The following is a 19,568-nucleotide window of genomic DNA, read 5'->3' as shown; positions in this document are numbered from 1 at the left end:
GTCCCGGCCACGGCCGCGCCGCTGGACACCGACCAGCAGGGCGGCAAGGGGGCCGCCAGGGCGCCGCTGGAGCCGCGCAGGGGCACGGCGCCGCCGCTCAACCTGGGCGGCACGGCCACGCGCACGCGCGGTGCCGCGGCGGGTGGCCCGCGGATGGCCGGCACGTCCGGCGCGGCCACGTCCGGCGGCTCGGGCGGGTCCGGTGGTTCGGCGGGCAGCTGGTTCGGCGGAGGGTCCGGCGGCGGCTGGGCGTCCCGGGGCGGCTCGTCCGGCGGGTCACGCGGCTCCCGGTTCAGCGGCACGGGCGGATCCCGGTCAGGCGGCACGCGCTCGCGCGGGTCCGGCGGCGGGCTGTTCGGCGGCTCCGGGTCGGGAGGCTCGGGCGGCGGGCTGTCCGGCGGCGGCTCGAGGTCCGGCGGCGGGCCCCGGCCGAGTGGCGGTTCGAGGGCGTCCGGCGGCTCGCCGGGCCCGCGGATCTTCGGCTCCGACGAGCCGTCGTCCCGCACCTCCGAGGCCCCGCCGCTCTGGCTGCGCAGCAGCCGCAACGGCAACGGCTCCGGGGGTGACAGCCCCACCGTGCCGTTCTGGCTCAAACCGAGCAAGGACAAGGACTGAACATGGCGGAGCGAGGTGACAGGCGAGGGGTGGCCTTCGCCGCCATCGTCGTGGTCATCGCCGCGGTCGGCATCTACCTGACGATGTGGCCCGACTCGGGGGACGACCAGGCCGAGCCCCAGCAGGAGTCGGCCCGGGTCGCCAGCGCGCCTCCCGTGTCGAACACGCCGCTGGCGACCGCGAGCGGCGCGCCGTTCGACGTCTACTCGTACCTGCCGATGAAGAAGGAGCAGCTCGCCGCGGCAGCGGACGTGGCCGAACGGTTCACCGCCGCGTACGGCACCTTCAGGTACGACGAGGACCCGGCGGCGTACGCGGCCCGCGTGAAGGCGTTCACGACGCCTGAGTTCGGCAACGAGCTGACCAGGACCGTCACTTCGGCGGGCACCATCGAGCAGAACCGCAACGACCAGATCGTCTCCACGGCCACGGCCAGGCTGAAGGAGATCAGGCAGATCGAGAAGTCCTCCATCATCTTCGTGATCACCGCGACCAGGCAGGTCGCCGCCAAGAGCGGCGACCATGCCACTCAGGAGGAGTACGCGGTCACGGTGAGCCAGCTAGGGGACGACTGGCGGATCTTCGACATCCAGCCGGCCACGGAGGGCCAGGAGGGGGACACCTCGGGGTGAAGCTCTCACGGGCCCGGCTCGCCCTGCTGATCGGCGGCGCCGGGCTGCTGCTCCTCGTCGCGGTCATCGTGTCGCCGATGCTGCTGATCTCGATGCCGTCGTTCCTCAGCGACGGCGGCACCTCCTCCGACTGCAACGACAGTAAGCAGGTGGAGGAGGTGTCCGACTCGGGCTCGTCCGACATCCCTCCCAAATACCTGGAGCTGTACAAGGAGTACGGCAAGAAGATCGGCGTCCAGTGGAACATCCTGGCCGCGGTGGGCAAGCGCGAGACCGACCACGGCCGCTCCAACCTGCCCGGCGTCAAGAGCGGCACGAACTACGCGGGCGCGGCCGGGCCGATGCAGTTCCTGGTCTCCACGTGGGGCGGCAAGGCAAGGGTCCCGATGTCGTCGAAGTTCACCGGGTACGCCTCCGACGGCGACGGTGACGGCGTGGGCGACATCTACAACCCGGCCGACGCCATCCTGGGCGCGGCCAGGATGCTCAAGCACAACGGGGCGCCCGAGAACGTGCGGCAGGCGCTGTTCGTCTACAACCGGGCCTGGTGGTACGTCGACCAGGTCGTGGAGATCGCCAAGAAGTACGCCAAGTCGGGCGACGTCAAGGTGCCGCCGCAGGCCTCGGACGAGTGCGACGAGCCGCTGGTGGAGGCCGCGCCCAACGACATCGTGGCCAAGATCCTCGAGTTCGCGCTCGCGCAGCGCGGCAAGCCGTACCTATGGGGCGGGACAGGGCCCGATGCCTTCGACTGCTCGGGCGTGATCTATGCCGCGTACCGGGAGGCGGGGCTGACGATCCCGCGTACGACGTTCCTGCAGTGGCCGTTCGGGATGAAGGTTTTAGACGGCCAGGAGCAGCCGGGCGACCTGGTGTTCTTCAATGCCGGTCCGGGAACGGCCCCCGACCGCCCCGGCCATGTGGGGCTGGTCGTGTCGAAGGGCAAGATGCTGGAGGCCAGGTGCCGGCTGTGCGGGCCGATCAAGGTCACGAGCTACCAGGCGCGTGACAACCGCGTGGGCTTCACCCGTCCCCTGCTGAACCCCGACGTGCTCGAGCAGCTCAAAAAGCTGCAGAATTCTTCCTTGTGAACGCATTCGACACGGTCGTGGTGGCCGCGGTGATCGTCGGCCCGGGCGCCCAGGTGCTCGCCGCCCAGCGCGCGGAGCCCGCCGCGCTCGCCGGCGGCTGGGAGTTCCCCGGTGGGAAGGTGGATCCCGGCGAGAGCGAGACCGCGGCGCTGATCCGGGAGTGCCGCGAGGAACTCGGCGTGGAGATCGCGGTGGGCGAGCAGGTGGGCGGGGACTGGCCCCTTTCCGACGGGTACGTGCTGCGCGTCTGGCTGTGCTCTCTGGCCTCCGGCGTACCCGAGGCCCGGGAGCACCTGGCGCTGCGATGGCTGGGGCCGGGCGAGTACTACGCCGTCGAGTGGTTGGGCGCGGATCTGCCTGTCATGAAGACTGTGGAAAATCTCCTGCTTTCGCGGGATTAAGTTGTCCCTCTGGGTGACACAATGACTACTACGGGTGACATGTGTCGCAACGGGGGAGTTGGGAGTGATGCGGCGTGGCTGGGTCATTGCGGGGGCACTGATCCTGGGGGTGTCATCCGTACCCGTGGCGGCGAACCGGGTGTCACCGATGCTCGAGCATGTGCACGGGCCGGGGAAGTGGATCAGGACGGGGGACGTCCAGCGGTTCGGGGTGCGGGTGAACGGGATGGCCGACGTGGCGCACACCGTCCCTGCGAGGGCGACGGAGATGGTGCTCGTGGCGGCGGCCGGGATGCGCCCCGCTTCGGGCGACGGGCCGGTGCCCGGAGCCCGGCCGGAAGCGCCTGGCCCTGCCCGGAGCCCGAGGCCCGGGGCGAACCGGCGCGAAATCGTCAGGACCCGTGCCAAGGCGGGTGTGCAGAGGCGTGGCATCGGCGCGCAGCGGCGATCCATGCAAGCCCTCCCCATGATCCCCGGGTTGCCCTCGCTCAGTGCGGAGGCGGCGCAGGGGGTGGTGCCGTGGCCGTGGGAGCCGGCCGTGGCGCGGAAGCGGGCCAAGCCCGTCAGGTGGGTGAGTCCGTTGGACGGCGCAGGGGGGCTGCCGCTCGTCGGGGCGGGCATCGGAACGCTGCTGGGCGCTCTGTGGCTGATTGGCACGGTACAAAGACGACGAAAACGCAAAACGTAGGTTAATCCCGGCTTTACTGTTACTTTGACCCGACTAGTATTCCCTTGACCAAGGTTCCGGGATTGCGCGGAGGGCACCGGTGGCACGCACGCGAGCGACGGCCGTGTCCGCTATCGTCCTTGCGCTGGGCCTGGCCGGCGCCGGCGTGACCCCGTTCATCATGCAGAGCGCGAGCGCCTCTGTGTCGGCATACGACCCCGTGGACCCCTGTGACGCCAGCGAGGTGTGCGACACCACGCCGGAGACCACCGTGACGGTCACGGAGACGGCGGGCTCGCCGGAGCCCGAGCAGCCGGAGACGACGATCACCAAGACCGTCACCTCGACTCCGACGAAGGCGAGCAAGACTCCCACGCCGAAGAAGACCACGCAGGCTCCGGCGACCACCGCGCAGAGCACTCCCACGCAGAACCTCCAGCCCCTGCCCACGCAGAGCGTCGAGGTGCCTGGGACGAGCGCCGCGCCGACCACCCCCGAGGCGTCCGTCGACATGCCGTCGATCGCACCGGTCGAGACGACGGCCACCTCCACCCCGACGCCGAGCGACACGCAGCCCGCCTCCTCCGAGGCGGTTCCGCTGGAGCTGCGTAACGCGGCGCCGGAGTTCGACCAGAAGTCGCTGGCGCAGAAGCTCAGCATCCCGGCGCTGGTGCTGGTCCTGCTGGCGCTCTTCGCCGTCCTGATCTTCGAGGGGCGGTTGCGCAGGATGGCCCACGCGGCGGCCGTACGCAAGGCGGGGCCGCAGGCGGGACGCCCGGACATGCCTCCGGGCGCTCCGGGCGCCGGCTACCCCGCCGGACCCGGTTACTACGCCACGGCGGGCTTCCCCGCGCCCGGCTACCCGGGTGGCACGGCGTACGCGCCGATCATCAGCTTCGTGCCCGTGCAGACGTACCCGGCCGGGCATGTCCCCGTCTACGAGGAGCCCTCGTACCCGCCGCAGACCTACGCGCAGGAGGCCGCGGCCGAGCCCGTGGTGCTGCACCCGGACGAGTTCGACTCCTACAACCACGAGCCGCCCAAGCCCAAGGAGTTCCGCGACCCGTTCGAGCCCGTGGTCCCGCCGGCGCCGTCGGCGGACATCCCGGCGGGCGGCGCCGGTCTCTACGAGGACGCCGGTCAGGAGCGCCCGTTCGGGCCGGCCTCGGCGGCGGAGTCCGGCGACTCGGAGCCGTGGCAGGGTCAGTCCCTGTTCGAGCCGCCCGCGTCCCGGCAGCAGGAGTACGAGCCGCCGCCCTATCTGGCGCCCGACGCGGACGTGACCGCCATCCAGCCGCTGCCACAGGCGCAGCAGGACCAGACCCCAGAGGACCAGGTCCAGGAGGGGCGTCCGGAGCCCACCAAGGAGATGCCCGACCCCAAGCGCAGGCGCTGGGGCCGCAAGAAGTAAACGAAAGGGGGGCTGGAAAATCCAGCCCCCCTCATTCGTGCGCGCCTACTTGGCGCGCTTGAAGATCTTGTTGCCGAGCCACACCAGCGGGTCGTACTTCCGGTCCACGACGCGCTCCTTCATCGGGATCAGCGCGTTGTCCGTGATCTTGATGTGCTCGGGGCAGACCTCGGTGCAGCACTTGGTGATGTTGCAGTAGCCGAGCCCGTGCTGGTCCTGCGCCGCCTCCTGCCGGTCCGCCACGTCGTACGGGTGCATGTCCAGCTCGGCGATCCTCATGAGGAACCGGGGGCCGGAGAAGTTGGCCTTGTTCTCCTCGTGGTCGCGGATCACGTGGCAGACGTTGTTGCACATGAAGCACTCGATGCACTTGCGGAACTCCTGGGACCGCTCGACATCGACCTGCTGCATCCGGTATTCGCCGGGCCGGACGCCGGCCGGCGGCGTGAAGGACGGGACTTCCCTGGCCTTCTGGTAGTTGAACGAGACGTCCGTGACGAGGTCCTTGATGACCGGGAACGTCCGCATCGGCGTGACCGTGATGGTCTCGTCCTCCTCGAAGGTGGACATCCGGGTCATACAGCCCAGCCGCGGCTTGCCGTTGATCTCCATGCTGCACGAGCCGCACTTGCCCGCCTTGCAGTTCCAGCGCACCGCCAGATCGGGCGCCTGGGTGGCCTGCAGCCGGTGGATGATGTCGAGGACGACCTCGCCCTCGTTCACCTCCACGGTGAAGTCCTCGAGCTTGCCCTCACCGCCCTCACCGCGCCAGACCTTGAACTTCGCCTTGTAGCTCATTTCGAAATCCCGTCGAACTCGGCCATCTCTTCCTCGGTGAGGTACTTCTTCAGCTCGTCCCTGTCGAACAGGGTGATCAGGTCGTCCCGCATGGACTGCTGGAGCTTCTCCTCGACCTTGACCGTGGAGCCGTCCTCAGTGGAGCAGACGAGCAGCTTGCGGCGCCATTCCGGGTTCATCCCGGGGAAGTCGTCGCGGGTGTGCCCGCCGCGGCTCTCCTCGCGCAGCAGCGCGGCGCGGGCCACGCACTCCGAGACCAGCACCATGTTGCGCAGGTCGATCGCGAGGTGCCAGCCGGGGTTGTAGATGCGGGAGCCGGCCGCTCCGACCACCCGCACGCGCTCCCTGAGCTTCTCCACGACCTGGAGCGCCTCGGAGACCTCCTCGGCCTTGCGGATGATGCCGACCAGGTCGTTCATCGTCCGCTGGAGCTCGTGGTGGACCTCGTACGGGTTCTCGCCGTCGCGCCCCAGCGGCGCCGTCGCCTCCTCGCGGGCCTCCTCCACGAGCTCGGACGAGATCTTCGGCCTGGCCTCGAGCGAGTCGACGTACGCCGCCGCGCCCGCGCCCGCCCGGCGCCCGAACACCAGCAGGTCGGACAGCGAGTTGCCGCCCAGCCGGTTGGAGCCGTGCATGCCGCCGGACACCTCGCCTGCCGCGAACAGCCCCGGGACGGCCGCGGCGCCGGTGTCGGCGTCCACCTCGACGCCACCCATGATGTAGTGGCAGGTCGGGCCCACCTGCATGGGCTCGGCGGTGATGTCGACGTCGGCCAGCTCCTTGAACTGGTGGTGCATCGACGGCAGGCGCTTCTTGATCTCCTCGGCGGGCAGTCGCGTCGAGACGTCGAGGAAGACGCCGCCCTGCGGTGAGCCGCGACCGGCCTTCACCTCGGCGTTGATCGCGCGGGCCACCTCGTCACGCGGCAGCAGCTCCGGCGGGCGCCGGTTGTTGGCCTGGTCGGTGTACCAGCGGTCGCCCTCTTCCTCCGTGGTGGCGTACTTGTCCTTGAACACGTCCGGGATGTAGTCGAACATGAAGCGCTTGCCCTCGGAGTTGCGCAGCACGCCGCCGTCACCGCGTACGGACTCGGTGACGAGGATGCCGCGCACGGACGGCGGCCAGACCATCCCGGTGGGGTGGAACTGGATGAACTCCATGTTGATCAGGTTCGCGCCGGCGAGCAGGGCCAGGGCGTGGCCGTCGCCGGTGTACTCCCACGAGTTGGATGTGACGACGTACGACTTGCCGATGCCGCCGGTGGCCAGGACCACGGCCGGGGCGTCAAAGAGCACGAAATTTCCGGACTCGCGCCAGTAGCCGAACGCGCCGGAGATCCGGTCGCCGTCCTTGAGCAGCCGCGTGACCGTGCACTCGGCGAAGACCTTGATGTAGGCCTCGTAGTCGCCGTGCTTCTCGTAGTCCTCCTGCTGGAGCGCGACAACGCGCTGCTGCAGCGTGCGGATCAGCTCCAGGCCGGTACGGTCGCCCACGTGTGCGAGCCGCGGGTACTCGTGCCCGCCGAAGTTCCGCTGACTGATCTTGCCGTCCTTGGTGCGGTCGAACAGCGCGCCCCAGGCCTCCAGCTCCCAGACGCGGTCGGGCGCCTCCTTGGCGTGCAGCTCGGCCATCCGCCAGTTGTTGAGGAACTTGCCGCCCCGCATGGTGTCGCGGAAGTGCACCATCCAGTTGTCGTCGGGGTTGACGTTGCCCATCGCGGCGGCCGCGCCGCCCTCGGCCATGACCGTGTGGGCCTTGCCGAACAGCGACTTGCACACGATCGCCGTCCGCTTGCCCTGCTGGCGGGCCTCGATCGCGGCCCGCAGGCCGGCGCCGCCCGCGCCGATGACGACGACGTCGTATTCGTGACGCTCTGTGTTAAGAGAGTTTTCCACTGAAGCTGGTCCTTACGCGTACGGGAAGGCGATGATGCCCTTGGCCACCAGGCGGACATACAGGTCGGCGCCCATGACGGAGAACATCGAGGCCCACGCGAGGGGTTGGTGCTTGGCGTTGAGCTTGGAGACGAACGTCCAGGCCCGGTAGCGCAGCGGGTGACGGGAGAAGTGGTTGAGCCTGCCCGCCGTGATGTGCCTGCAGGAGTGGCACGACAGCGTGTAGGCGTTGATCAGGACGGCGTTGACGACCAGGATCCAGGTGCCCAGGCCGATCGGCTTGTGGACGAGCGCCAGGACGGCGTCGTAGGCCAGGATCAGGCCGATCACGATGGCCGCGTAGAAGAAGTACCTGTGGATGTTCTGGAGGATCAGCGGGAAGCGCCGCTCACCGGTGTACTTGCCGTGCGGCTCCTGCACGGCGCACGCCGGCGGTGACAGCCAGAACGAGCGATAGTAGGACTTGCGGTAGTAGTAGCAGGTGAGCCGGAACCCGCCCGGCAAGCCGAGGATCAGCAGTCCCGGCGGCAGTGCGTACCAGTCGCCGAACGGCGCCAAGCCGAACAACCGCGCCCCCTCGGGACACGACGTCGCCAGGCACGGCGAGGCGAACGGTGCTATGTAGGGATCGACGAAATAGCTGTTATCGATGATCGCCCACACGCCATAGACAAGGAACGAGCTGAGCCCGAGGAATGTCAGTAGCGGGACCAGCCACCATCTGTCCGTGCGCAGAGTGCGCACCTTGACTTGCGCTCGCTGCCTTCTGACAGGGGCTTCGGGCGTCGTCTGGGTCATCGCGGACCTCTCCACCTCCCGCGGACCCGTCGCGCATGGGGTCCGTGGTTTCGTTTAGCTGGGCGCGCGGGCGGTAACCGCTCAGGCGCGCGTTGGTGGGGGATACGTTACGACGACAGCATGGGAAATTGTGAGCGGGGTCACTCACAATTTCGATGACTTGCTGTGATTCCTGTCACGTAGCCCGTCAGGAGCGCTGCCCCGGGGTGGGCAACTTAACCACTGTCACGAAAAAATCATCGATTTGCCGGACAACCCGGATAAATTGCTCAAAATCCACCGGTTTGGACACATACGCATTGGCGTGCAGCCGGTAGCTGTGCAAGATGTCCTCCTCCGCCTCGGAGGTCGTCAGGATCACCACCGGGATCGTCCGCAACGTGGCGTCCGCCTTGACCTCCGCCAGCACCTCCATGCCGCTCATCCTGGGCAGGTTGAGGTCGAGCAGAATGAGGTCGGGGCGTGGCGCGTCCGCGTAGCCGTCCTCGTTGCGCAGGTACGCCATCGCCTGTTCGCCGTCGTTGACCACGTTGAGCCGGTTTCGCACCTTGTTGAAGTCGAAGGCCTCCTTGGTGAGGAGGATGTCGCCCTGGTCGTCCTCCACCAGGAGCACTTCGATCGGGCGCCCGTCATTCATCGTCGTCTCCAGCCGCCGGCAACGTCCAGCGGAAAGTCGCGCCCTGGCCCTCGGCACCGCCGTCGAGCCAGAGCTGTCCGCCGTGGTATTCGACGATCTTGCGGCACAGCGCCAGCCCGATGCCAGTGCCCGGATACACGTCACGGGGGTGGAGCCGCTGGAATATCAGGAAGATGCGGTCAGCGTACTTCGGCTCGACCCCGATGCCGTTGTCCGAGCAGCTGAACTCCCACATGTCGCCGGACCTGCTCACCCCGATGTGGATGCGCGGGGGCTCCTCGGAGCGGAACTTGATGGCGTTCTCGATCAGGTTCTGGAACAGCTGGGCGAGCTGGAGCCGGTTGGCCCTGACCTTGGGCAGCTCGTCCCTGGTGACGGTGGCCTCGGTGTCCTCGATCGTGGCCGACAGGTTCTCCAGCGCCGAGTCGAGGGCCGCGTCCGAGTCGATCGCGGTCTTCTCGCCGGTGACCCGGCCGACTCTGGAGAAGTCGAGCAGGTCGTTGATCAGCAGCTGCATGCGCTTGGCGCCGTCGACGGCGTAGTGGATGTACTGCTTGGCCCGGTCGTCGAGCTGGTGGCCGTAGCGCTGCTCCAGCATCTGCGTGAAGCTGGCGACCTTGCGCAGCGGCTCTTGGAGGTCGTGGCTGGCCACGTACGCGAACTGCTCCAGCTCCCCGTTGGACCTGCGCAGTTCCTCCGCCTGATCGGCGGCCACCCGCCAGGCCGACACGATGCGGCCGCGCATGGAGTCGACGTGGCTGGACAGCTCGGCCAGCTCGGCCGGCCTGTCGACGTGCAGGGTGTGGTCGAAGTCGCCGGCGGCCACCTTGCGCACCTGCTGGGTGAGCTGGTCGACGGGCTTCAGCACGGCGTACCGGATGATGAACGCCAGCGCCGCGACGAACGCGAGCATCACCGCGAAGAGCACGATCAGCGCCACGTTGAGCTGGTCGAGCTGCGCCTCGACGGCGGGCGCCTTCGCCAGCGCGCGGGCGCGCGAGCTCATCATCATCGCGACCACGATCCCGGCCAGCAGCACGACGCCGGCCACCAGGCCTATGGCCAGGAACCAGCGGGCCACGGGCAACCTGCCCAGCCCGGTCGGCTCCTTGGGGGGAGGCAGCGGGTGGATGCTCATTGTCTCCTCCTCCGGACCAGCACCACGGCGAGGTCGTCGCTCAGCGTGCCCACCCTGGTGATGAGCCGGTCGAGGTCGATGGCGCCGTGCTCGCGTACGAGGTCGAGCAGGCCCTCGACGCCGAGCAGTTCGTCGCGTTCGCCCACGGTAGCCTCGATGAGGCCGTCGGTGTAGAGCATCATCGACCACTCCTCGCCCAGAGCCACGTCGATCACCGACCACTCGGCGTCGGCGAAGATCCCGAGCGGCGGGCCGGAGGGCGCGCCGTCCACCACCTGAACGGCGCCGTCACGCACGAGCACGGGCGGCGGGTGCCCGACCACGCGCATCCTGGCGTGCCGCAGGTCAGGGGTGATCGTGGCCATGCACAGGGTGGTGAAGATCTCGGGAGCCTTGCGCTCGGCACGCAGCAGGGCGTCGAGCGTGCGCAGCAGCGTGTCGTCCGTCTGGCCGGCGAGCACCAGCGTGCGCCAGTCGATGCGCAGCGCCACGCCGAGCGCGGCCTCGTCGGGGCCGTGCCCGCAGACGTCGCCGACCACGACGTGCACCGAGCCGTCAGGGGTCTGCACGGTGTCGAAGAAGTCGCCGGCCAGCGTCCCGCCGCTGCCGGGCAGGTAGCGGGTGACGTGCTCGATCGCCTGGGTGTGCAGCAGGGCGTCGGGGAGCAGGGCGCTCTCCAGCCTGGAGTTCTCGGCGGCGGTCAGCTCCGCCTGCACGAGCCTGAGCTGTGCCAGGTCGGCACGCTTGCGCTCCATCGCGTACCTGATCGCCCTGGCCAGCAGCCGCGCGTCGATGTCCCCCTTGACCAGGTAGTCCTGCGCGCCGGCTTGCACGGCGGCGACGCCCACGTGCGCGTCCCTGAGCCCGGTGAGCACCAGCACGGCGGTGTGCGGCGCCAGCGCCAGCACCGCTTCCAGCGCCTCGAGGCCGTGCGCGTCGGGCAGCGAGAGATCGACCAGCACGCACTGGATCTTGGGCGTCAGCTTGACCTTGGCCTCCTGCAGGCTGCGCGCCCAGAAGATCTTCGGCGGCGCGTCGGCCTGCTTGAGCAGCTCCTCCACGAGGAAGGCGTCGCCGTCATCGTCCTCGATGAGGAGCAGCGTCAGCGTTTCTGAAAGATTTGCCGTCAAAACGCCTCACCAGGGAGTCGGGCTGTCGATGTTCATTCTGCGATGAGCTCCACCCCTTGCGGAAGCGTGCCCTCGTGACCGGCTTCCACGACGAACGACAGCAGGGTCTCCCTGAACGCCTGTGCGGCCCTGGTCGGTTCGACGTCCTTCCGGTGGGCCAGCGCGATCGTACGGCTGAGCCCGGGCGGCGCGAGCGGCGTACCCGCGAGCCCGGGGCGGCCGTCGAGCACCATCGAGGGCACCACGGCCACGCCCAGCCCCGCCTCCACGAACCTCAGCACGGCGTCCATCTCCCCGCCCTGCACCGCGAACCTGGGCTCGAACCCCGCCTGCCGGCACGCCGCCAGCGTGGCCTCCCGCAGGTCGTAGCCGCGCCTGAACATCACCATCTGGCGCCCGCGCAGGGCCTCGATCTCCATGTACGGGCCCTTCGGCGGCTCGTGGGAGGGGGAGACGACCACGAGGTTCTCCCGCAGGATCTCCTCGGTCACCAGCGAGGGGTCGTCGCTCTGCAGCGGCATGATGATCAGCGACATGTCGAGCTGCCCCCGGGCCAGCGCCCGGACGAGGTCACGCGAGCCGCCCTCCTCCACCAGCAGCTCGATGCCCGGGTACGCGCGATGGAAGCGGGCCAGCGCGTCGGCCAGCAGCCCGGCGCAGAGCGAGGGCGTGGCCCCGAGCCGCACGCGGCCCCTGCGGAGCCCGGCGAGCTGGGCCACCTCCTGCCTGGCGGTGTCGGCGTCGGCGAGGATCCGGCGGGCGAGCGGCAGGAGGGCCTCCCCGGCCGGGGTCAGCGTGACGTTGCCCCGCGCCCGGGAGAACAGCGGGGCGCCGAGATCGGCCTCCAGGGCCTTGATCTGCTTGCTGAGCGACGGCTGCGCGACCCGCATGCGCTCGGCGGCCTGGGTGAAGTGCCTGGCCTCCGCGACGGCGACGAAGTACGCGAGCTGCTGCAACTGCATGTGATTTTCCTCGCACCGCGGTGGTGTCCTCGGCGTACGGGGACGTACAAACCAAGCATCATAGCCGCAGGCTATCGAAACCAGACCCATCATGACTTGGACGGATCATTGCTGGGTACCTAGCTTTTGAAGATGTGACTGCCACGATAGAGCGCGGCGCAGCCACCGCGCCTGTTTCAGCTCCCAAGAAGGCTCCAACGAGCAGGAGGCCCGCCGGGTTCCTGCGCTCGTCGAACGGCAAGAAAGTCGTCATGGCCGTCACGGGGGCCGTGATGGTGCTGTTCCTCGTCCTCCACATGTTGGGCAACCTCAAGATCTTCCTGGGCAGGGACTCGTTCAACGAGTACGCCCATGCGCTGCGCACGCTCCTGGAGCCGATCGCGCCCTACCGGACGGTGCTCACCCTGCTCGAGGTCGGGCTCGTCGCGTCGGTCGTCCTGCACATGTGGGCCGCGATCTCGCTGTCCCGGCGTGCCCACCACGCCAGGCCGGTCAAGTACGTCGCCAAGAAGTCGCAGGCGAACGGCTACGCCACGCACATCATGCGGTTCGGCGGCCTCACGATCCTGCTCTTCGTCATCTGGCACCTCCTCGACCTGACCTTCGGCGTCGTGAACCCCAAGGGGTACGACTCCGCCCCCGCCGACCGGATGATCGCCGGCTTCGACGCGTCCCGGTGGTGGGTGACCCTGATCTACCTGGTGGCCGTCGTCATGGTCGGCCTGCACCTGCGGCACGGCATCTGGAGCGCCTTCCAGACCCTGGGCTGGGCCAACCGCGCGCGTAACAAGGCTCTCCGCCTCAGCGCGGGGCTGGTGTCCGCTGTGCTGGTCGTCGGCTTCCTCCTGCCGCCGCTCGCGATCACGTTCGGAGTTGTGAAGTGATGAAGTTTTCGGAAGGCCCGGAGATCCGGGACACCAAGGCTCCTTCCGGGCCCATCGAGGAGCGGTGGGAGAAGCGGAAGTTCAGCGCGAAGCTGGTCAACCCGGCTAACAAGCGCAAGCTCAACGTGATCGTGGTCGGCACCGGGCTGGCGGGCGGCTCGGCCGCGGCGACGCTGGGTGAGCTGGGCTACAACGTCAAGTCGTTCTGCTACCAGGACTCGCCGCGCCGCGCCCACTCCATCGCCGCGCAGGGCGGGATCAACGCCGCGAAGAACTACCGCGGCGACGGCGACAGCATTTACCGCCTGTTCTACGACACGGTGAAGGGCGGCGACTTCCGCGCCCGCGAGTCGAACGTCTACCGCCTCGCCCAGGTGTCGGTGAACATCATCGACCAGGCCGTGGCGCAGGGCGTGCCCTTCGCCCGCGAGTACGGAGGCCTGCTGGACACCCGCTCGTTCGGCGGCGCCCAGGTCTCCCGTACGTTCTACGCCCGCGGCCAGACGGGGCAGCAGCTGCTGCTGGGCGCGTACCAGGCGCTCGAGCGGCAGGTCGCGGCCGGGACCGTGACCATGTACACGCGGCACGAGATGCTCGACGTGATCGTCTCCGACGGGCGGGCGCGCGGCGTCATCGTGCGTGACATGGTGACCGGCGAGATCGAGCGCCACGTCGCCGACGCCGTGGTGCTGGCCACGGGCGGCTACGGCAACGTGTTCTTCCTGTCCACGAACGCCAAGGGCTGCAACACGACGGCGATCTGGCGGGCGCACGAGCGCGGCGCGTACTTCGCCAACCCCTGCTACACGCAGATCCACCCGACCTGCATCCCCGTCTCCGGCGACTACCAGTCGAAGCTGACGCTGATGTCGGAGTCGCTGCGCAACGACGGCCGCGTGTGGGTGCCGCTGCGCAAGAACGACACGCGGGCCCCCGGGGACATCCCGGAGGACGAGCGCGACTACTACCTGGAGCGGATCTACCCGGCCTTCGGCAACCTGGTCCCCCGGGACATCGCCTCCCGCGCCGCCAAGAACGTCTGCGACGAGGGCCGCGGCGTCGGCCCCGGCGGTCTGGGCGTGTACCTGGACTTCCGCGACGCCATCAACCGTCTCGGGCGCGACGCCGTGGAGAAGAAGTACGGCAACCTGTTCGAGATGTACGAGCGCATCACGGGCGAGAACCCGTACGACGTGCCGATGCGCATCTACCCGGCCGTCCACTACACGATGGGCGGGCTGTGGGTGGACTACGACCTGCAGTCGACGATCCCGGGGCTCTTCGTCATCGGTGAGGCCAACTTCTCCGACCACGGCGCGAACCGCCTCGGGGCGTCGGCGCTGATGCAGGGTCTGGCCGACGGATATTTCGTGCTTCCGACCACCATCGGCGACTACTTGGCCGCCGGGCCGTTCGGCGACGTGGACGAGGAGGCCGTCGCGCAGGCCGAGATCAAGGTCCGCTCGAAGATCGACCGGCTGCTGTCCGTGAACGGCGACCGTACCCCTGACTCCTTCCACCGTGAGCTGGGCAAGCTCATGTGGGACTACTGCGGCATGGAGCGCACGGAGGAGTCGCTGCGCAAGGCGCTGGAGCGCATCCCCGAGCTGCGCGAGGAGTTCTGGCGCAACGTGAAGGTGAGCGGGACCGCCGAGGAGCTCAACCAGGTGCTGGAGCGGGCCGGGCGCGTCGCCGACTTCTTCGACCTGGCCGAGCTCATGTGCCTGGACGCCCTGGTCCGCACGGAGTCCTGCGGCGGCCACTTCCGCGCCGAGTCCCAGGACGCCGACGGCGAGGCGCTGCGCGACGACGAGCACTTCGCGCACGTGTCCGCCTGGGAGTTCTCACCTTCCGGCGAGCCGGTGCTGCACAAGGAAGCACTCGAGTACGAGTACGTCAAGATGACCCAGCGGAGCTACAAGTGAACCTGACCCTCAAGGTCTGGCGCCAGAGCGGCCCGAAGGACGCCGGCCGGATGGTGACATACAAGGTCGAGTACATCTCCCCGGACATGTCCTTCCTGGAGATGCTGGACGTCCTGAACGAGCACCTCATCCTGGAGGGCGACGACCCGATCGCCTTCGACCACGACTGCCGCGAGGGCATCTGCGGCATGTGCGGCATGGTCATCAACGGCGTCGCACATGGGGAGCAGCGGGCCACGACGACGTGCCAGCTCCACATGCGCCACTTCGAGGACGGCGCCGAGATCACCATCGAGCCATGGCGCGCGGCCCCCTTCCCGGTCGTCAAGGACCTGGTCGTGGACCGCAGCGCCTTCGACAGGATCATCCAGGCGGGCGGCTTCGTCTCGGTCCCGGCCGGCTCGGCCCCGGACGCCCACAGCGTCCCCGTACGCAAGGAGGACGCGGACGCGGCCTTCGACGCGGCCACGTGCATCGGCTGCGGCGCGTGTGTGGCGGCCTGCCCCAACGGCTCGGCCTCCCTCTTCACCGCCGCCAAGATCACCCACTTGAGCCTCCTGCCCCAGGGCCAGCCGGAACGCCTTTCCCGCACCAAGGCCATGGTGGACCAGATGGACGCGGAGGGGTTCGGCGGCTGCACGAACACGGGGGAGTGCACGGCGGTGTGCCCGAAGGGCATCCCGCTGGACACGATCGCCCGCATGAACTCCGACTACCTGAAAGCCAACGCCAAGTAGTAGGTGGCCCGGCCCATCTGGATGATGGGCCGTCTGACACCCGCCCCGAGCAAAAAGGGCTTCGCAAAGAAGCGCTTCGCGCTCGGGGCTCAGGCTGTCCTTTTTGAGGCGCCTACCGGCGCAACCCACGCCTTCGGCGCCCGGCCAGGCCCGCCCGTTGCCCGGTTACCTGCTCGGCCTGCTGGAGCCCGCCCCGAGCGGTCCTCGCTCCGCGAGGGCGTCCTTCTTTCAGGCGCCCTTCGGGCGCACCCCTCGCGCCTGCGGCGCCATCGCCCACCGTTGCGGAGTTGCCGGCGTAGCCTGCTGAAGATCGCCCCCGACACCGCATCGACGAGCTCGTAAGCTGCGTGAGCCGAGCACCTGCTCGTCCGGCTGATCCCGCTGCGAGGAGGTACTGGCCGGCTGCCTGACGAGTGGACAACCGCGCCATGTCGCACCTTGCGTCTGCTTCGTTTATTGCGGATACTGCGATAAGGAGGTGTCGTGGTGGCAGACGTCCAGGCCAAGCGGGTTCAACCCGGGATCATCGATGCCGAGATAGCCGGTCGCGCCGTGCGGCGGATCAAGGATTACCTCATGCGGTATCCCGAGCAGTCGACCATTCGCGTCGCAGGCGAGCACGGTGACGAGGGTCCGCTGATCCTGCCTCGTGAAGCTGTGAGCTTGCTCGCCTTCGTCCTCGCTCAGGCAGCGGAAGGGCGGGGAGTAACGGTAATCCCGTCTCGCGCTGAACTGACGACACAGCAAGCGGCGGACATGCTGAACGTCTCACGCCCCTATCTGATCAAGCTCCTTGAAGCAGGAGAAATACCTTTCCGGTTGATCGGCAAGCACCGACGCGTCACGTACGAGGATCTTCAGGAGTACAAGCGTCGCGATGACGCCAAGCGACGTACGGCTGCCGATCAACTTTCCGGGCTCGGCCAAGAGCTGGGCATCTGACGATGGCTTTCGTAGTCATCTATGACGCGAACGTCCTGTACGGCAACACACTTCGCGACCTGCTCATCCGCGTCGCGATGACGGGACGTCTGCAAGCCGAATGGACAAACAGGATCCTCGACGAGATGCAGCGTAACCTTGCTGCCAACCGCCCGAAATTCCAGAAGAGAAGCTGGGCAAGCTCCGTCTTCTCATGAACTCGGCTGTAAGGGATTGCCTGGTCGAGGGATATGAACCCCTGATAGAAGGGCTGAAGCTGTCTGACCCGGACGACCGGCATGTGCTCGCTGCGGCGATCAAGGCCAGGGCGCAGGTGATCGTGACGTTGAATCTCAAGGACTTTCCGCCGGAGGACTTGGCTGCCTGGGACATTGAGGCCAAATCCCCCGATGACTTCGTGCTGGACCTGATCGACCTGGACGGAAGAGTCGTATGGGCCTGTGTGCAGCAGATCGCGGATTCGCGCACGAGCCCGCCAGAAACCGTTGACGACGTGCTCGACGCATTGGAGGTTGCCGGCCTCGTCGAGTCAGCTGCCGCCCTTCGGGGCGGATAGCCACCTCGACAGGCCTGCGCCGATTCACCGACCGCAGTGCGTCGGCGGATCAACCGCCCAGGGCCGCCGTCATGCGGTCGAGGTCGGTGAGGATGGCGGCCAGGCGCCGCTGTGGGATCGCGTCGACCATGTCGCGTTCGATGGGATAGACGGCGGAGCGGGCCGCGTCGAGACGACTGCGACCCTCTGCGGTGAGGCGGGCGGGAAGGGCGCGCCCGTGGTCGGCGGCGGCGGGCCGGGAGATCAGGTCCGCGTCCTGGAGGCCGCGGAGGACCACGTTCATGGACTGCCGGGTGACGAACGCGCCGCGGGCGAGCTCGGCGTTGGACATGCCGGGCTGCTGGTCAAGGAGCTCGAGGCAGGCGTACTGCGGCACCGTCAGGCCGTGCTCGCGCAGGGCCTTGTCCATGGCGTTGCGCAGCGCCGCGGCGGCGCGTTTGAGTCGGTACCCCACGTGCTCGGTGATGTCCTGAGCGAGGTGGGGCGGGTCCATCGGCTTCGGGTCTTCCATGTCAAGAGTTTGACATAGAGAACGGTGGCGCGTACAGTCATGCATGTCAAAGTCCTGACATGCAAACGACTCGAGGAGGACCCATGACGGTCACCGTTGACGGCCCCGACTTCATCGCTCTGCAGGTACGCGATGTCGAGGCGGCGGCCTCGTTCTTCGAGACGCACCTGGGAATGCGGCGGGCGCCGGTCTCGCGTCCCGGTGCGGTGGTGTTCACCACCGAGCCGATCCCGTTCGCCGTCCGCGAGCCACTGCCGGGCGTGGATCTCGACAGCGTCGCGCGTCCCGGTCTCGGGGTGGTCCTGTGGTTTCGCACCGCGGACGCGCAAGGGCTGCACGACCAGCTCGCCGCCGCCGGGGTCCCCATCATCAGCCCGCCGCAGGACGGCCCCTTCGGCCGCGTGTTCGTCTTCTCCGGCCCCGAGGGCTACACCCTCACCGCACACGGAGGCTGACCCTGACAGCCCTCGCCATGCTGGTGCTGCCGGACGGCCGCAAGGTGATCATCTTTCCGTGATGGGACCCACGAGCATCGGGCGGTCGAGCAGGTCCGGCGTGAACGGCACCCCGGTGACCTTCGCCGCCAGGGCGAAGGCCCTCGGCACGGCGGTGTCGTAGTTGTCCTCCCAGGCGGCGTCCCACGCGGCATCGTCCTCCGGCTCGTCCAGCCCCATGCCCAGCTCCCGCATGAAAGCGTTGAGCCGGTCAGGGTCGGAGCCGTAACGCTCGTACGGATACCGCGGCCAGTATCCGGTGACGATCGTGCCGTCGATCGCGTATGCGAAGCTGTGCTCGGCGGCGTAATCGTGCCGGGTGACCGCCAGCACCTCGCAGCCCCGCGACAGCTTGGTCACCACCTCGTGGAGCGTGACCATCCAGCCGTAGGGCTCGACGGCCACGCACCACTCGCCGGCCTGGAAGACGCCCACGTAGCCGCCGCCGTTTCCGCCGGCCGTCTCGTTGACGAACTCAGAGGCCTTGGCGTCGAGACCGTCGAAGTCCGACTCCTGGCCGGAGTCCTCGCCGCGGCTGAAGCGGCGCACCACCTCCGCCGGATCGAGCCCGCGGAAGAAGGCCACGCTGAAGATCATGCTCAGTGGGCCGCTGTCCTCGCCCTCGGGGCCGTTGAGCCACCGGAACGGGGCCAAGGGATCGGTTGTCGTCATGCGGGCCATGCTGGCAGGCCGTACCGACATTCAGTCAAGATCGTCCGCTAGGCCGAAGCGGTCGCCGGCCCTTCGGACGGTTCTCCGGCGAGCGTGTGGAGAACGGCACCTCCGGGCGCTGGAGCCCATCACGCTTTCCAGGCCGGATCCCGGCCGATGACGCCGAGCAGGCGGTCGAACGGCGGGGCGTCGTCCGGCACCGCCACCGGCGGCCCGAAGGCGCCGCGCTGCCTGCCCACCTCCACCATCTGGTCGGTGAAGTGCAGCGCCCGCGAGACGGCCTCAGGGTCCGGCTCGTACTCCTGACCGGTGGCCCTGGCCAGGACCGTCTCAACGTCCGAGAGCATGGTCGGCGCCGTCCCCGCCTGGCTCACGGTTGGCACTCACTGCAACCGCTGTCCTGCCGTCACGGGACGACAAGACCGGACGTGAATGGGACCTGCAAGCTCATTACGCCCGGCCCTCGGCCCTCGCATGCTGGAGCGAGCCAACGAGGAAGAGGGGAAGCCATGTCCGTTCCCACCACTGCCGCCCCCGCCGGGCGGCCGCTCAACGTGGCGCTGCTCGCCGGGGTCGGGCTGCTGCTCGTCATGAACGTCGCCGGCGCGTTCCTGTCGGTGTCCGCCGGGCTGAGTGCGACGTTCCTGGACGCGCTCGGCCCGCAGGCGCGGC

The 19,568-nt window shown here is 68.6% G+C and carries 22 protein-coding genes and 1 pseudogene; 13 read left to right on the top strand and 10 right to left on the bottom strand.

What is annotated here, in order from left to right; translation table 11 throughout:
• The 6 genes and pseudogenes from AB0J09_RS28820 to AB0J09_RS28795 all read left to right on the top strand — a co-directional run.
• Window positions 1–615 (top strand): annotated as a pseudogene (locus AB0J09_RS28820) (hypothetical protein); the annotation flags it as partial.
• A 2-nt stretch (window positions 616–617) separates the two neighbouring features.
• Window positions 618–1,247 carry a hypothetical protein gene (locus AB0J09_RS28815; protein ID WP_360697706.1) on the top strand — a complete coding sequence of 210 codons (630 nt, stop codon included), beginning with the start codon at window positions 618–620 and terminating at the stop codon, window positions 1,245–1,247.
• Window positions 1,244–2,338, top strand: a complete 1,095-nt coding sequence (locus AB0J09_RS28810) for an NlpC/P60 family protein (RefSeq protein WP_360697703.1) — start codon at window positions 1,244–1,246, stop codon at window positions 2,336–2,338. Before AB0J09_RS28815 ends, AB0J09_RS28810 begins: the two co-directional genes overlap by 4 nt.
• A complete protein-coding gene (locus tag AB0J09_RS28805) occupies window positions 2,335–2,739 on the top strand; it encodes a (deoxy)nucleoside triphosphate pyrophosphohydrolase (protein WP_360697700.1) in 405 nt (134 codons plus the stop codon). Before AB0J09_RS28810 ends, AB0J09_RS28805 begins: the two co-directional genes overlap by 4 nt.
• Window positions 2,740–2,887: 148 nt before the next feature.
• A complete protein-coding gene (locus AB0J09_RS28800) occupies window positions 2,888–3,427 on the top strand; it encodes a hypothetical protein (protein ID WP_360697697.1) in 540 nt (179 codons plus the stop codon).
• A 79-nt stretch (window positions 3,428–3,506) separates the two neighbouring features.
• Window positions 3,507–4,817 (top strand): hypothetical protein, encoded by a 1,311-nt coding sequence (locus AB0J09_RS28795; protein WP_360697694.1) that lies wholly within the window; start codon window positions 3,507–3,509, stop codon window positions 4,815–4,817.
• A gap of 45 nt (window positions 4,818–4,862) precedes the next feature.
• Here AB0J09_RS28795 and AB0J09_RS28790 read toward each other — a convergent pair whose 3' ends face one another.
• The 7 genes from AB0J09_RS28790 to AB0J09_RS28760 all read right to left on the bottom strand — a co-directional run bounded on the left by AB0J09_RS28790 (window position 4,863) and on the right by AB0J09_RS28760 (window position 12,175).
• Window positions 4,863–5,615, bottom strand: a complete 753-nt coding sequence (locus tag AB0J09_RS28790; protein WP_185068527.1) for a succinate dehydrogenase/fumarate reductase iron-sulfur subunit — start codon at window positions 5,613–5,615, stop codon at window positions 4,863–4,865.
• Window positions 5,612–7,510, bottom strand: a complete 1,899-nt coding sequence (locus AB0J09_RS28785) for a fumarate reductase/succinate dehydrogenase flavoprotein subunit (protein WP_360697691.1) — start codon at window positions 7,508–7,510, stop codon at window positions 5,612–5,614. The genes AB0J09_RS28790 and AB0J09_RS28785 overlap by 4 nt, the downstream gene beginning before the upstream one ends.
• A 12-nt stretch (window positions 7,511–7,522) precedes the next feature.
• A complete protein-coding gene (locus AB0J09_RS28780) occupies window positions 7,523–8,308 on the bottom strand; it encodes a hypothetical protein (RefSeq protein WP_360697688.1) in 786 nt (261 codons plus the stop codon).
• 187 nt (window positions 8,309–8,495) lie between these two features.
• Window positions 8,496–8,945, bottom strand: a complete 450-nt coding sequence (locus AB0J09_RS28775; protein WP_360697685.1) for a response regulator — start codon at window positions 8,943–8,945, stop codon at window positions 8,496–8,498.
• Entirely contained in the window at window positions 8,938–10,083 is a 1,146-nt protein-coding gene (locus tag AB0J09_RS28770; RefSeq protein WP_360697682.1) for an ATP-binding protein, read from the bottom strand. Before AB0J09_RS28770 ends, AB0J09_RS28775 begins: the two co-directional genes overlap by 8 nt.
• Complete coding sequence (locus AB0J09_RS28765) at window positions 10,080–11,213, bottom strand: fused response regulator/phosphatase (protein WP_360697680.1); 1,134 nt, start codon at window positions 11,211–11,213, stop codon at window positions 10,080–10,082. Before AB0J09_RS28765 ends, AB0J09_RS28770 begins: the two co-directional genes overlap by 4 nt.
• Before the next feature lie 32 nt (window positions 11,214–11,245).
• Window positions 11,246–12,175 carry a LysR substrate-binding domain-containing protein gene (locus AB0J09_RS28760; protein ID WP_360697677.1) on the bottom strand — a complete coding sequence of 310 codons (930 nt, stop codon included), beginning with the start codon at window positions 12,173–12,175 and terminating at the stop codon, window positions 11,246–11,248.
• 134 nt (window positions 12,176–12,309) lie between these two features.
• Here AB0J09_RS28760 and AB0J09_RS28755 point away from each other — a divergent pair, with 134 nt between their 5' ends.
• The 6 genes from AB0J09_RS28755 (at window position 12,310) to AB0J09_RS28730 (ending at window position 17,219) form a co-directional block, all read left to right on the top strand.
• Entirely contained in the window at window positions 12,310–13,059 is a 750-nt protein-coding gene (locus AB0J09_RS28755; RefSeq protein WP_360697674.1) for a succinate dehydrogenase cytochrome b subunit, read from the top strand.
• Window positions 13,059–14,984 carry a fumarate reductase/succinate dehydrogenase flavoprotein subunit gene (locus AB0J09_RS28750; RefSeq protein WP_360697671.1) on the top strand — a complete coding sequence of 642 codons (1,926 nt, stop codon included), beginning with the start codon at window positions 13,059–13,061 and terminating at the stop codon, window positions 14,982–14,984. The genes AB0J09_RS28755 and AB0J09_RS28750 overlap by 1 nt, the downstream gene beginning before the upstream one ends.
• Window positions 14,981–15,721 (top strand): succinate dehydrogenase/fumarate reductase iron-sulfur subunit, encoded by a 741-nt coding sequence (locus tag AB0J09_RS28745; protein ID WP_360697668.1) that lies wholly within the window; start codon window positions 14,981–14,983, stop codon window positions 15,719–15,721. Before AB0J09_RS28750 ends, AB0J09_RS28745 begins: the two co-directional genes overlap by 4 nt.
• 483 nt (window positions 15,722–16,204) lie before the next feature.
• A complete protein-coding gene (locus AB0J09_RS28740; RefSeq protein ID WP_360697665.1) occupies window positions 16,205–16,663 on the top strand; it encodes an excisionase family DNA-binding protein in 459 nt (152 codons plus the stop codon).
• Window positions 16,664–16,665: 2 nt separating this feature from the next.
• Entirely contained in the window at window positions 16,666–16,860 is a 195-nt protein-coding gene (locus tag AB0J09_RS28735; RefSeq protein WP_360697662.1) for a hypothetical protein, read from the top strand.
• Window positions 16,857–17,219, top strand: a complete 363-nt coding sequence (locus AB0J09_RS28730) for a PIN domain-containing protein (protein WP_360697659.1) — start codon at window positions 16,857–16,859, stop codon at window positions 17,217–17,219. The genes AB0J09_RS28735 and AB0J09_RS28730 overlap by 4 nt, the downstream gene beginning before the upstream one ends.
• Before the next feature lie 49 nt (window positions 17,220–17,268).
• Here AB0J09_RS28730 and AB0J09_RS28725 read toward each other — a convergent pair whose 3' ends face one another.
• Window positions 17,269–17,730: a MarR family transcriptional regulator gene (locus AB0J09_RS28725; RefSeq protein ID WP_360697656.1), complete on the bottom strand. Its 462-nt coding sequence runs from the start codon at window positions 17,728–17,730 to the stop codon at window positions 17,269–17,271.
• Window positions 17,731–17,813: 83 nt separating this feature from the next.
• Between AB0J09_RS28725 and AB0J09_RS28720 the strand changes: the two genes are divergently transcribed.
• A complete protein-coding gene (locus tag AB0J09_RS28720) occupies window positions 17,814–18,185 on the top strand; it encodes a VOC family protein (RefSeq protein ID WP_360697653.1) in 372 nt (123 codons plus the stop codon).
• Between the two features lie 48 nt (window positions 18,186–18,233).
• On the opposite strand, the gene AB0J09_RS28715 is transcribed toward AB0J09_RS28720, so the two are convergent.
• Window positions 18,234–18,896 carry a DUF6461 domain-containing protein gene (locus tag AB0J09_RS28715; RefSeq protein WP_360697650.1) on the bottom strand — a complete coding sequence of 221 codons (663 nt, stop codon included), beginning with the start codon at window positions 18,894–18,896 and terminating at the stop codon, window positions 18,234–18,236.
• Window positions 18,897–19,024: 128 nt separating this feature from the next.
• A complete protein-coding gene (locus tag AB0J09_RS28710) occupies window positions 19,025–19,243 on the bottom strand; it encodes a hypothetical protein (RefSeq protein WP_360697647.1) in 219 nt (72 codons plus the stop codon).
• Window positions 19,244–19,568: the final 325 nt, after the last annotated feature.

Source organism: Nonomuraea sp. NPDC049784 (assembly GCF_040659615.1).
GTDB lineage: Bacteria > Actinomycetota > Actinomycetes > Streptosporangiales > Streptosporangiaceae > Nonomuraea.
The sequence above is the reverse complement of the archived record's forward strand: the minus strand, read 5'-3'. Positions and strand labels throughout refer to the sequence as shown.

Bases quoted from the DNA above. Each gene is read 5' to 3' on its own strand.
- AB0J09_RS28815 (WP_360697706.1), top strand. From the start codon at position 618: ATGGCGGAGCGAGGTGACAGGCGAGGGGTGGCCTTCGCCGCCATCGTC.
- AB0J09_RS28800 (WP_360697697.1), top strand. From the start codon at position 2,888: ATGCTCGAGCATGTGCACGGGCCGGGGAAGTGGATCAGGACGGGGGAC.
- AB0J09_RS28790 (WP_185068527.1), bottom strand. From the start codon at position 5,615: ATGAGCTACAAGGCGAAGTTCAAGGTCTGGCGCGGTGAGGGCGGTGAG.
- AB0J09_RS28780 (WP_360697688.1), bottom strand. From the start codon at position 8,308: ATGACCCAGACGACGCCCGAAGCCCCTGTCAGAAGGCAGCGAGCGCAA.
- AB0J09_RS28775 (WP_360697685.1), bottom strand. From the start codon at position 8,945: ATGAATGACGGGCGCCCGATCGAAGTGCTCCTGGTGGAGGACGACCAG.
- AB0J09_RS28770 (WP_360697682.1), bottom strand. From the start codon at position 10,083: ATGAGCATCCACCCGCTGCCTCCCCCCAAGGAGCCGACCGGGCTGGGC.
- AB0J09_RS28760 (WP_360697677.1), bottom strand. From the start codon at position 12,175: ATGCAGTTGCAGCAGCTCGCGTACTTCGTCGCCGTCGCGGAGGCCAGG.
- AB0J09_RS28750 (WP_360697671.1), top strand. From the start codon at position 13,059: ATGAAGTTTTCGGAAGGCCCGGAGATCCGGGACACCAAGGCTCCTTCC.
- AB0J09_RS28735 (WP_360697662.1), top strand. From the start codon at position 16,666: ATGGCTTTCGTAGTCATCTATGACGCGAACGTCCTGTACGGCAACACA.
- AB0J09_RS28730 (WP_360697659.1), top strand. From the start codon at position 16,857: ATGAACTCGGCTGTAAGGGATTGCCTGGTCGAGGGATATGAACCCCTG.
- AB0J09_RS28725 (WP_360697656.1), bottom strand. From the start codon at position 17,730: ATGGAAGACCCGAAGCCGATGGACCCGCCCCACCTCGCTCAGGACATC.
- AB0J09_RS28720 (WP_360697653.1), top strand. From the start codon at position 17,814: ATGACGGTCACCGTTGACGGCCCCGACTTCATCGCTCTGCAGGTACGC.
- AB0J09_RS28715 (WP_360697650.1), bottom strand. From the start codon at position 18,896: ATGACGACAACCGATCCCTTGGCCCCGTTCCGGTGGCTCAACGGCCCC.
- AB0J09_RS28710 (WP_360697647.1), bottom strand. From the start codon at position 19,243: ATGCTCTCGGACGTTGAGACGGTCCTGGCCAGGGCCACCGGTCAGGAG.